7 protein-coding genes are annotated in these 12,150 nt (G+C 69.3%); 2 read left to right on the forward strand and 5 right to left on the reverse strand.

Translation table 11 applies throughout. The annotated features are described in order from the left end of the window. Positions 1-1,215 carry an ROK family transcriptional regulator gene (locus tag ABD973_RS06580; RefSeq protein ID WP_125599578.1) on the reverse strand — a complete coding sequence of 405 codons (1,215 nt, stop codon included), beginning with the start codon at positions 1,213-1,215 and terminating at the stop codon, positions 1-3. 616 nt (positions 1,216-1,831) lie between these two features. Here ABD973_RS06580 and mgtA point away from each other — a divergent pair. Next, complete coding sequence (gene mgtA, locus ABD973_RS06585; RefSeq protein WP_345499144.1) at positions 1,832-4,552, forward strand: magnesium-translocating P-type ATPase; 2,721 nt, start codon at positions 1,832-1,834, stop codon at positions 4,550-4,552. 88 nt (positions 4,553-4,640) lie between these two features. Next, positions 4,641-5,522: a hypothetical protein gene (locus ABD973_RS06590; RefSeq protein ID WP_345499146.1), complete on the forward strand. Its 882-nt coding sequence runs from the start codon at positions 4,641-4,643 to the stop codon at positions 5,520-5,522. On the opposite strand, the gene ABD973_RS06595 is transcribed toward ABD973_RS06590, so the two are convergent. The 4 genes from ABD973_RS06595 to acnA form a co-directional block, all read right to left on the reverse strand. Then, on the reverse strand, positions 5,500-6,429 hold the full coding sequence (locus tag ABD973_RS06595) for a carbohydrate ABC transporter permease (RefSeq protein ID WP_125599584.1): 930 nt from the start codon (positions 6,427-6,429) through the stop codon (positions 5,500-5,502). The genes ABD973_RS06590 and ABD973_RS06595 overlap by 23 nt on opposite strands. Before the next feature lie 13 nt (positions 6,430-6,442). Then, positions 6,443-7,390 (reverse strand): carbohydrate ABC transporter permease, encoded by a 948-nt coding sequence (locus ABD973_RS06600; RefSeq protein ID WP_345499149.1) that lies wholly within the window; start codon positions 7,388-7,390, stop codon positions 6,443-6,445. Positions 7,391-7,427: 37 nt separating this feature from the next. Next, a complete protein-coding gene (gene ngcE / locus ABD973_RS06605) occupies positions 7,428-8,852 on the reverse strand; it encodes an N-acetylglucosamine/diacetylchitobiose ABC transporter substrate-binding protein (protein ID WP_386382182.1) in 1,425 nt (474 codons plus the stop codon). A 322-nt stretch (positions 8,853-9,174) separates the two neighbouring features. After that, on the reverse strand, positions 9,175-11,889 hold the full coding sequence (acnA, locus tag ABD973_RS06610) for an aconitate hydratase AcnA (protein ID WP_345499153.1): 2,715 nt from the start codon (positions 11,887-11,889) through the stop codon (positions 9,175-9,177). Positions 11,890-12,150 lie beyond the last annotated feature (261 nt).

Here is a 12,150-nt window from a genome sequence, read left to right on the forward strand (position 1 = left end):
TTATCTACCTGAAGACATGGCGGCAGGGACTCGCACCCCAATGCCATTTTCCGCCAAAAGCGTCGAATCGCCCATCTCGCTGAGTACGAGGGCCAGTGCGCCGAGTACTTCCGCGCGGCCGCCCAGCGACCCCGTGAGGACCGACAGCTGCCGGGCCGCGCTGGGGATCGCGTACCGCCCCACGGACTCGCGGATCGGTGCCAGCACCAGCTCCCCGGCCTCCGCCAGCGAGCCGCCGAGCACGATCCGGTTCGGGTTCAGGAGGTTGCACAGGCTGGCCACGCCGCTGCCGATGTGCCGGCCCACGTCGGTGATGACCCGGCGGCACCCCGGGTCGCCGCCGCGGGCCAGCTCGACCACCTTCTCCATCGTCAGTTCCGGCCCGTGCGTGCCCTGGAGCAGCGGCAGCACGTACCGGGCCGCGGCGAAGGTCTCCAGGCAGCCGCGGTTGCCGCAGCGGCAGACGGGGCCCGACTCGTCGAGGGTGATGTGCCCGATCTCCCCGGCCGTGCCGCCGGGCCCCCGGTAGATCTGACCGTTGATCACCAGGCCCGCGCCCACACCGCTCGCGACCTTGATGTACGCCAGGTCGCGGACCCCCCGGCCGCTGCCCCAGACGAGTTCCCCCAGCGCGCCGAGGTTCGCGTCGTTGTCCACGTAGACGGGCACGCCCAGGCGCTGCGAGAGCTCCTGGCGCGGGTTGATCCCGGCCCAGCCCGGCAGGATCGCCGTCGAGCCCAGCGTGCCGGACTCCACGTCGATCGGGCCCGGGACGCCGAGCCCGACGCCGATGACCTTGTCGCGGGCCACCCCGATGCCCTGGACCAACCGTCCGACCAGGGACTCCGCCCGGTCGAAGCCGTCCACCCAGGACGCGTCCACGTCCAGCGGCTCGGCCTCCTCGGCGAGCACCTGGTGCGCCAGGTTGCCCACGGCCACCCGCAGGTGGGTGTGGCCGAAGTCCACTCCGATGACGATGCCCGCGTCCCCGCTGAGCGAGACGCTGCGGGCCCGGCGGCCGCCGGCCGAGGTGTCGGTGACCTCGACGGTGCCGCTCTCCTTCAGTTCACGGACGATGTTGGAGACCGTGGCCGCCGACAGTCCGGTGGTGCGGGCGATCTCCGCCTGGGTCAGCGAACCGGCGAGGCGCACGGCCCGCACGACTCTCTCCAGGTTCGCGCGATGCAGCGAGGACTGCGATCCGGGAGTCTGCACGACTCATCCACTCCTGCCCATAAGCGACGGCCATCCGTCGCCCCCCGGCCGGTCATCGCGGCTGCGTGCTCCGAGACCCCGGCGTCTCTCCAACTTGTGAACCTTAAGTCGAGCCTTTGCCCTCTCCGCCGTCAAGAGGCTGAGACAGAGCGAACCGGACACATAGCCCGAAAGTATGAACAAGGGCCACCTGGATCGTGCTACGGTCGCTGAGGCGCCGGTCCTCTGCGGCCTTTCCGGCCGGACCGCGCGCCGTGCCGTGACAGCGCTACGCGAGGAGGTGTTCGGGATGAGTCCCGATCGAAGTCCTCGCCGCGCCTGCGCAGGCTGATCCGACGGCCGTCCGGGCCCTGGCCCCGCTGACCGGCTGACCTTCCGCGCACGCCCACGGCCACGACCCCGTGCCGTTCCCGTGCCGCGCCCGCGCCGGGTCCTCCCGCGGGACCGTTTCCCCTCTCCTCTCCGTCCGCATGCCCTGACTCTCCTGTCAGGCATACGTCATCCGTGTCCGCGGCGCACCCCGTGGCGTCCCGCGCCACCCCGCGCCGCACATCGATCACTCCACGTCACCGCGCGGCTCCGCGCTGCCCGGACGCCGTGGAGGGAGGTATTCGTCATGACCATGCTCACCCCGCGCACCCCTCAGAAGCTCGCGCCGCCGGGCCGCGGCCGCCGCGAGCGCAAGGCCGCCGAGCTGGAGGCCGCCACCCGCCTCGCCGGCGAACGTCTGGCCGCGATCAGCGCCCGTCCGGCCGTACGGGTCCTCCAGGACGCCGACGCCTGCCGGTCGGGCCTCACCCACGCCGAGGCGGCACGGCGGCTGGAGCGCCACGGCCCCAACGTCGTCGCCCGGGAACGCGCCCCGCTGTGGACCACGCAGCTCGCGAAGGCCTTCTGCAACCCCTTCATCGGCGTCCTGGTCTTCCTCGCCGCCGTCATGTTCTGGCAGGACCCGGCGGATCCCGGGGTCGTCATCCTCTCGGTGATGGTGGCGGTCAGCGGGCTGCTGCGGTTCTGGCAGGAGTACCGCTCGGGCCGGGCCGCCGACGCCCTGAAGGAGCTCGTCACCACCACCTGCGCGGTACAGCGCCGGGCCGGCGGCGGATCGGTGCCCACCACCGTCGAGGTGCCGATGGACCGGGTGGTCCCGGGCGACCTGGTCAAGCTGGCCGCCGGCGACCTGATCCCCGCCGACCTGCGGCTGATCACCTCCAAGGACCTGATGGTCGGCCAGGCGGCTCTGTCCGGCGAGTCCTTGCCCGTCCCCAAGGCCGACACCCGTCGCGAGGACCTCGGCCAGGACGCGACCACCGACCCGGTGGAGGCCGACAACCTCTGCCTGATGGGCACTTCGGTGACCTCCGGCACCGCCACCGGCGTGGTCGTCGCCACCGGCGCCGACACCTACTTCGGCTCCATGGCCGGCAGCCTGGTGGGCGAGCGTCCGCAGACCAGCTTCGACACCGGCGTGCGCAAGGTCAGCTTCCTGCTGATCCGCTTCATGCTGGTGATGGTCCCCGTCGTCTTCGTGGTCAACGGCCTCACCAAGGGCGACTGGAACGAAGCCTTCCTGTTCGGTGTCGCCGTCGCGGTCGGCCTGACCCCCGAGATGCTGCCGATGGTCGTCTCCGCCAACCTGGCACGCGGCGCGGTCGCCATGTCCCGGCGCAAGGTGGTCGTCAAGCGGCTGAACGCGATCCAGAACCTGGGCGCGATGGACGTGCTCTGCACGGACAAGACCGGCACCCTCACCGAGGACCGGATCGTCCTGGACCGCTACCTGGACGTGCACGGCGCCGACGACGGCGAGGTCCTGGAGTACGGCTACCTCAACGCCCACTTCCAGACCGGCCTGAAGAACCTGATGGACCAGGCGGTCATCGACCGCGTCAACGAGGCCGAGGAGGTTGTCGTCGACGCACGGTTCTCGATGGTCGACGAGATCCCCTTCGACTTCGCCCGGCGCCGGATGTCCGTGGTCCTCAACCGCAACGGCGTGGCCGGGAAGGCCGGCCGGCCCGAGCACGTCCTGATCACCAAGGGTGCGGTCGAGGAGGTCCTGGCCCTGTGCACCCACATGACCGACCGCGGCGTGGAGGTCGGGCTGACCGGCGAACTGCGCCGGCGCGCCACCCGGATCGCCGAGGAGAACAACCGGCAGGGCCTGCGCGTCCTGGCGGTGGCCACCCGCACCGTCGCCGAGCCCCGCGACACCTACACCGTCGCGGACGAGGAAGGGCTGACCCTGGTCGGCTTCCTCGCCTTCCTCGACCCGCCGAAGGCCTCCGCGGCCGCCGCCCTGCGGGGTCTCGCGGACAAGGGCATCGCGGTGAAGGTGGTCACCGGGGACAACGAGCTCGTCGCCGCCCGGGTCTGCGCCGACGTCGGCATCGAGGTGGGCCACGTGGTCCCGGGCTCCGAGGTGGACGCCCTCGACGACACGGCGCTGCGCGCGCTGGCCGCCCGTACTACGGTCTTCGCCAAGGCCAACCCGGTCCAGAAGGCGCGGATCGTCCGGGCCCTGCGGGCCGAGGGGCACACCGTCGGCTTCCTCGGCGACGGGATCAACGACGCGGCCGCCCTGCGCGAGGCCGACGTCGGCATCTCGGTCGACACCGCCGTGGACATCGCCAAGGAGTCGGCGGACATCATCCTGCTGGAGAAGGACCTGACCGTCCTGGAACAGGGCGTGGTCCAGGGCCGGACCACCTTCGGCAACACGATCAAGTACATCAAGATGACGGCCTCGTCGAACTTCGGCAACGTCTTCTCGGTGCTGGTGGCGAGCGCGTTCATCCCCTTCCAGCCGATGCTCGCGATCATGCTGCTGGTGCAGAACCTGGTCTACGACATCTCCCAGCTGGCCACGCCCTGGGACCGGATGGACGAGGAGTACCTGCGCAAGCCGCGCGACTGGGACGCCAAGGGCATCCTCCGCTTCATGGTCGGGATCGGCCCCATCAGCTCCGTCTTCGACATCGCCATGTTCCTGATCATGTGGCACGTCTTCGCGGCGAACACCGCGGCCGAGCAGTCGCTCTTCCAGTCCGGCTGGTTCGTCGAGGGACTGCTCTCGCAGACCCTGGTCGTCCACATGATCCGCACCCGCAAGATCCCGTTCGTCCAGTCCCGCGCCTCCTGGCCGGTGATGGCGATGACCGTCCTCGCGGTACTGACCGGGCTCTGGCTCCCCTTCTCCCCGCTGGCCCCCGCACTGGGGTTCACCGCCCTGCCGGCGGCGTACTTCCCGTGGCTGATCGGCGTACTGCTCGCGTACTGCACGCTCACCCAGCTCGTGAAGACCTTCTACATCCGCCGCTTCGGCACCTGGCTCTAGGCCGGGAGACGGCCGGTCACCCCCAATGAATTGAACACGTTCAGGCCGGCTGGCAGTATGGGTCCAGGGCGGTCACCAGGGGGCGGGCATGCGTCAGAAACGTTCGTACGGGCGGGTGTTGGCAGTCTCGGTCCTGGTGGGATACCTGGAGGTCGCGCTCACCGTCGTGGTCGCACTGCTGTACGTCCGGACGCAGCCGCCCCCGGACACCCCGCCCGACTGGGACCGGATCGCAGCGGCCCTCTTCTCCGTCGCCGGACTCACCGGCGTCATCGGGTTCCTGCTGTCGCTGCTTTTCGTGCTCCCGGCGGTCGCGCTGTCCGACCTGCTCGGCCGCCGGCTCGGCGAGCGTGCCGCGTGGTGCTGCGTACCGCTGCTGGTGGCCGCCCTGCTGGCGCCGCCCGTCTGGGTCTTCGCCTCGTACAACGACGCGCAGACCCGGCCCGTGCTGCTCTTCTGGGCCTCGGCCACGGCCTCGCTGTCGGCGGGGGCCCTGGCCGCCCGGCCCCGGGGTGAGGGCCTCGCGCGCCGGGTGGCGCTGTGGGGCGGAGCCCTGGTGGCGGGGACGGGCCTGTTCGGCACCCTGGGGCTCGTCACCGGAGCGCTGCCCCCGTACGAGCCCCCCGTGATCGGACCGGCGGCCCTGGCCGGTACCTGGTCCGACCACACGGGCAACACCCTGACCTTCACGGCGGACGGCCGGGTCACCGCCTCCGGTGTCGCCGAGCACTCCCCCGGCGACACCTGGGGCGGCGTCCCGCCGGGCTGCTCGGGCACGGGCACCTGGTCGTACGAGCCCGGCCGGGACCCGTGGTCCCAGCGGGTCCGCGTGGACGTACCGGGGTGCGGCTGGCCGGCGTGGGGCGTCGGCGGCACCGGACGGGAGCCGAGGATCCACCAGAGCGTCGGGGGGCCCGGTTCCGGGAAGCGGTACCAGCTGCGGAAGGCTACTTCAGCGTCGCCGAGGTGAGGCCCGCCTGGATCTGGCGCTGGAAGGACAGGTAGACCACCAGCATCGGGATCATCGCGATGGTCACGCCGGCGAACAGCACCGGCAGGTCCGTCTCGTAGCCCATCTGGTACTGGAGCTGGATCAGGCCCTGGGTGAGCATGTACCGCTCGGGGTCGGACCCGCTCTGCGGCTGCATCAGCACCGAGGGCAGGATGTACTGGTTCCACTGGCCCAGGACGTTGAATATCCCCACGCTGATCAGGCCGGGCTTGGCCATCGGCAGCATCACCTGGAAGAAGATCCGGGTGTCGGAGGCCCCGTCGATCACCGCCGCCTCGTGCACCGCCGTCGGCAGGGTGCGGAAGAAGGAGTGCATGAAGAAGACCGTGAAGGGCAGCGAGTAGGCGACGTAGACCAGGATCAGCCCCTGGTAGGTGTTGAGCATGTCCAGGCGCCGGACCATGAAGAACAGCGGTACGAGCGCCAGGAAGACGGGGAACATGGCCCCACTGACGAAGAAGTAGTAGATGATCCGGTTCCCCCGGAAGGGGTAGCGGGCCAGGACGTACGCGGCCATCGAGCCCAGCAGCATCGTCAGCGGGACCGAGAAGGCCATCACGATCAGGGTGTGGCCGAAGTAGCCGCCGATTCCCTTGTCCCAGGCGCGGGCGAAGGCGTCGAAGTGCCAGTTGGAGGGCCAGCTGAGGGCCGAGGCGCCGATCTGGGTGTCGGTCTTGAAGGAGCCGAGCGCCAGCCAGACGAGCGGCAGGACGATCAGCACCGCCCAGACGGCGAGGAAACCGTGCGAGAAGACGTTGAGCACCATGCCGTCGGAGCGGCGGCCCCCGCCGCCCTGGCCGGGGCCCCCGGAGCCGCCGGAACGCTCGGCGGAGGACTCGCCCGGCGCCTTGATCACTGTGGTCATCGTGGACTCCCGCTCAGAACTCGATGCGCTCGCGGCGGGTGGCGCGCAGCGTGACGATGGAGAGGATCATGGTCAGGACGAGCATGACCACGCCCATGGCGCAGGCGTAGCCGCTCTTGCCGAAGTAGAGGAAGTTGCGCATCAGCACCGTGGCCATGACCTCGCTGTGGTGGTCGGGTCCGCCGCCGAACTGGCCCGAGGTCATGGTCGACACCAGGACGAACATGTCCATCGCGGCGATGCCCAGGTAGACCGCGGAGGTCTGCACAGAGTCCCACAGCAGGGGCAGCGTCACCCGCAGGAAGGTCTGGGCGCGCCCGGCGCCGTCGAGCAGGGCGGCCTCGTAGATGTCCCTGGGCACGGACTGCATGGCGGCCGAGAAGAGGACGAGGTAGAAGCCGACGCCGTGCCAGACCACCACGAGGAGCAGGCACCACAGGACGAGGTCGGGGTCGTTGAGCCATTCGACCGGGCGGGCCGGGTCGACCAGGCCCGCCCAGGAGAGCAGGCCGTTGAGCAGGCCGCCCTCGTCGCTGCGGTACACCGCTCCGAAGAGCACCGCGAGGATCGCGAGGGAGAGGACCTGCGGGAAGAAGTAGACGATCTTGTAGAAGGCCGATCCGCGTACGCCCCGCACCCCGCCGGCCCCGCTGCGCCCTCCCGCGTTCACCATGAAGGCGAAGAAGAGGGCGAGCAGGATGGTGATCACGGGGACGAACACCAGGAGCAGCAGGTTGTGCCAGAGGGCGCCGCGGAAGACCTCGTCGTCCATCAGGGCGGAGTAGTTCTCCAGGCCGACGAAGTCGAACGTCGGCGACTGGCCCGACCAGTTGGTGAAGGAGTAGCCGAACGTCTGAACGTAGGGCCAGATGACGAAGGTCAGGTACAGCGCGAGCGGCAGGACGAGGAAGCCGGCGATGAAGCCGGTGGTCCTTCCCCTGCGCCGGGCTACTTGGCTCATGGTGTCCGTCCCTGTGACGCTGCCGGTCGACGTGGGGTCAGCTGCGGTGGTTGTTCTTGGCGTTGGGGTCCTTGGCAGCCTTGTCTACCGCAGCCTGGGCCCGCTTGATCCACTCCTTTGGCTGGATCCGCTGGGCCATCAGCTCATTGGACGCGTTCTGGATGTCGGAGTCCATCTCGCTGTACCAGTCGGGGTAGAGGTAGTTGAAGGTGTCGGCCCCGGCGGCCTTGACCGCGGCGACGGCGGACTGCGTGCCCGGCCGGAGCTTGACGCCCGGGTCGACGCCGTCCTTGACGACGGTCAGGGAGTTGGCCTGCTGGGCGAAGAGGGTGGACCACTCGCGGGAGAGCATGGAGCGCAGGAACTCCAGGCCGCCAGCCTTGTTGGCGGCCTTCTCGGGGACGACGAAGGCCTCGTTGGCGCCGGCCCGGATGGCGGTGAAGGGCAGCTTGCTGTCGGCGAGCACGGGGACCGGCAGGAACTTCATGTCGAAGTCCTCCGGGGTCTGCTTGAGCTGCTCGTTCTCGAGCCAGGAGCCGGAGGGGATGAAGGCGGCCTTGTACTGGTTCCAGGCGGTCTGGGACTCGGTGTGGGTCAGGCCGTTCGTGCCGGGCATGAGGTAGCCCTTCTCGACCACCTCGTAGACCGCCTCCACGGCGGCCAGGGCCGCGGGGTTGCCCTCGAAGGCGTTCGGGGCGAGGTTGTCGATGGCCTTCATGGCCTCCAGACCGCCCTTCTTGGCGATCAGGTCCATGATGACGACGTTGATGTAGTAGGGGTACTTCCCCTGGTGGGCCAGGCCGCCGATGCCGGCCTCCTTGGCCTTGGCGCAGACGGCCAGGAACTCGTCCCAGGTCTTCGGCTCGGTCCAGCCCTTCTCCTTGAAGAGCTTGCCGGAGTACCAGAGGCCGAAAACGGTGTACACGTAGTTGAGGGCGACGAACTTGCCGCCCTGGGAGCCCTGTTCGACCGTGCCGGGGATCAGGGTGTCGCGGACCTTCCTGGTCGGGTCGTCGAGCGAGGGGGAGTCCAGGAGCGCGGTCAGGTCGGCGAGCTGGCCGCCCTTGGCCAGGACGTCGATCTTGATCATCTGGGCGCCGGAGTCGTTGAGGACGTCCGGCGGGTTGCCCGCGTTGAAGCGGGGCTGGAGCTTGGCCGCGATCTCCTGGGTGGCCAGGTGGGAGCTGGTGGTGCCCCACTTCTTGTCGAACGCGGCCTCCCAGGCCTTCGCGTAGTCGTCACCGAAACCGCCCTTGAAGATGACCACGTCGAGCTTCCCGCCCTTGGCGAGACCGAAGGGGTTCTCCTTGGACACGACCCCCTTGTCGGGGCCCTTCGTGGTGCCCTCACCGCCGGAGGCGCAGGCGGACAAGAAGCTCATCGTCGGCACGCTGATCAGTCCGAGCGCTGCGGAACGCTTGATCAGATCACGGCGGCCGAGGCCCTCACCAGTGGATCCCATGCTCATGTCCTCGCCTTCGTCAGATGTGTGAAGGAGGCCGGAAACAGCGGCAGTTACCGTGCAGGCGGGCATCGCCGCAGGTCCCCCGGCTTCCCCCGGTCCGGGGCCGCTCGTCGCGCGGTGGCCCGGACGCGCACAGGTATAGTCCACTTCCGCTCGGCTGAGCAAGATCGTGCACAAGGATCGTTCCCGGCTTTTCCGAGTTGAGACCTGTCCGTTGCCTGGGACCGCCGCCGCGAAAAGCGGAAGGGCCGCACCCCCCTTAACGGGGGTACGGCCCTATGGTGCCGACTGACGGCGGATCGCTCCGCCTGGCGCGCCCTTAGCCGCGGATGAGGTTCCGCAGGACGTACTGCATGATGCCGCCGTTGCGGTAGTAGTCCGCCTCACCCGGCGTGTCGATGCGGACGACCGCGTCGAAGGAGACACCGGTGTCGGTGGTGACCTTGACCGTGCGCGGGGTGGTGCCGTTGTTCAGCTCCTCCACACCGGTGAAGGAGAAGGTCTCCTCGCCGGTGAGGCCCAGGGAGGCCGCGGTGGCGCCCTCGGGGAACTGGAGCGGCAGGACGCCCATGCCGATCAGGTTCGAGCGGTGGATGCGCTCGTAGGACTCGGCGATGACGGCCTTGACGCCGAGCAGCGCGGTGCCCTTGGCCGCCCAGTCGCGGGACGAGCCGGAGCCGTACTCCTTGCCCGCCAGGATGACCAGCGGGATGCCGGCGGCCTGGTAGTTCTGGGAGGCGTCGTAGATGAAGGAGACCGGCGCGCCCTCGACGGTGAAGTCGCGGGTGAAGCCGCCCTCGGTGCCCGGCGCGATCTGGTTGCGCAGGCGGATGTTGGCGAAGGTACCGCGGATCATGACCTCGTGGTTGCCGCGGCGGGAACCGTACGAGTTGAAGTCGCGGCGCTCGACGCCGTGCTCCGTGAGGTACTTGCCGGCCGGGGTGTCGGCCTTGATCGCACCGGCCGGGGAGATGTGGTCGGTGGTGACCGAGTCGCCCAGCTTCGCCAGCACGCGGGCGCCGGCGATGTCGGAGACCGGGGTGGTCTCCATCGTCATGCCCTCGAAGTAGGGGGGCTTGCGGACGTAGGTGGACTCGGTGTCCCACTCGAAGGTGTTGCCGGTCGGGATCGGCAGCGCCTGCCACTGGGCGTCACCCGCGAAGACGTCCTCGTAGGACTTCGAGAACATGTCCTCGCCGATGGCGTTGGCGACGACGTCGTTGACCTCGGCCTCGGAGGGCCAGATGTCCTTGAGGAAGACCGGGTTGCCCTCGGCGTCGGTGCCGATGGCCTCCGTCGTGATGTCCACCTTCATGGAGCCCGCGATGGCGTACGCGACGACCAGCGGCGGGGAGGCCAGGTAGTTCATCTTGACGTCGGGGTTGATGCGGCCCTCGAAGTTGCGGTTGCCCGAGAGGACCGAGGTGACCGCGAGGTCGTGCTCGTTGATCGCCTGCGAGATCTCCTCGTCCAGCGGACCGGAGTTGCCGATGCAGGTGGTGCAGCCGTACCCGACGAGGTTGAAGCCCATCTTGTCGAGGTACGGGGTCAGGCCGGCCTTGTCGAAGTAGTCGGTGACGACCTTCGAGCCCGGGGCCAGGGTGGTCTTGACCCACGGCTTGCGGTTCAGGCCCTTCTCGACCGCCTTCTTGGCCACGAGCGCCGCGGCGACCATGACGTAGGGGTTCGAGGTGTTGGTGCAGGAGGTGATCGCGGCGACGGTGACGGCGCCGTGGTCGATCTCGAAGGAGGTGCCGTCGGCCAGGGTGACCTGGGTCGGGCGGCTCGGGACGCCGTTGGTGGCGGCCGGGGCGTCGGAGGCCGGGAAGGACTCCTTGCCCGCCTCGTCGGCGTCGTCCACGTAGTTCAGGACGTCCACCGCGAACTGCTGGGCGGCGTTGGCCAGGACGATGCGGTCCTGCGGGCGCTTCGGGCCGGCGATGGAGGGGACGACCGTGGAGAGGTCGAGCTCCAGCTTCTCGGAGAAGTCCGGCTCGGCGGCCGGGTCCAGCCACAGGCCCTGCTCCTTGGCGTACGCCTCGACGAGCGCGACCTGCTGCTCGGAGCGGCCGGTGAGCTTGAGGTACTTCAGGGTCTCGCCGTCGATCGGGAAGATCGCGGCGGTGGAGCCGAACTCCGGCGACATGTTGCCGATGGTGGCGCGGTTCGCGAGGGAGGTGGCGGAGACGCCCTCACCGTAGAACTCGACGAACTTGCCGACGACGCCGTGCTTGCGCAGCATCTCGGTGATCGTGAGGACCAGGTCGGTGGCGGTGGTGCCGGTCGGCAGCTCGCCGGTCAGCTTGAAGCCGACGACGCGGGGGATCAGCATGGAGACCGGCTGGCCGAGCATCGCGGCCTCGGCCTCGATGCCGCCGACGCCCCAGCCGAGGACGCCGAGGCCGTTGACCATGGTGGTGTGCGAGTCGGTGCCGACGAGGGTGTCGGGGTACGCCTGACCGTTACGGACCATGACCGTGCGGGCCAGGTGCTCGATGTTGACCTGGTGGACGATGCCGGTGCCCGGGGGGACGACCTTGAAGTCGTCGAAGGCGGTCTGGCCCCAGCGCAGGAACTGGTAGCGCTCCTTGTTGCGGCCGTACTCCAGCTCCACGTTCTGGGCGAACGCGTCCTTGGTGCCGAACTTGTCGGCGATGACCGAGTGGTCGATGACCAGCTCGGCCGGGGAGAGCGGGTTGACCTTGGACGGGTCGCCGCCGAGCTCCTTCACGGCCTCACGCATGGTGGCGAGGTCCACGACGCAGGGGACGCCGGTGAAGTCCTGCATGATCACGCGCGCCGGCGTGAACTGGATCTCCTGGCTGGGCTGCGCCTGGGAGTCCCAGCCGCCGAGGGCCCGGATGTGGTCGGCGGTGATGTTCGCGCCGTCCTCGGTGCGGAGCAGGTTCTCCAGCAGGACCTTCAGGCTGTAGGGAAGGCGGGCGGCGCCCTCAACCTTGTCCAGCCGGAAGATCTCGTACGACTCGTCGCCCACCTGCAGCGTGCTGCGGGCGTCGAAGCTGTTCGCCGACACGACAGTCTCCTTCATGCATGATCTCGCGCGTATAACCGCAATCCTGCCGCCACGCCCTGTGGCCAATCCGCTAAGGTAAGGCTAAGTTAGGTAACCCTTACCAGCGGGGGCGGCTGCGGTACGCCTTCGGCAGATATCTCGATGTCGAGATAACTCTAGTACATGTCGAGGGGCGGGCACGAGGTGCACACCTCGCGCCCCGCCGGAGCCGTCCACCGGGCGGCCGCTCCGGCATGCCCGGACACCGCCCGGGCGGGCGCC

The organism is Streptomyces racemochromogenes (assembly GCF_039535215.1).
Lineage (GTDB): Bacteria > Actinomycetota > Actinomycetes > Streptomycetales > Streptomycetaceae > Streptomyces > Streptomyces racemochromogenes.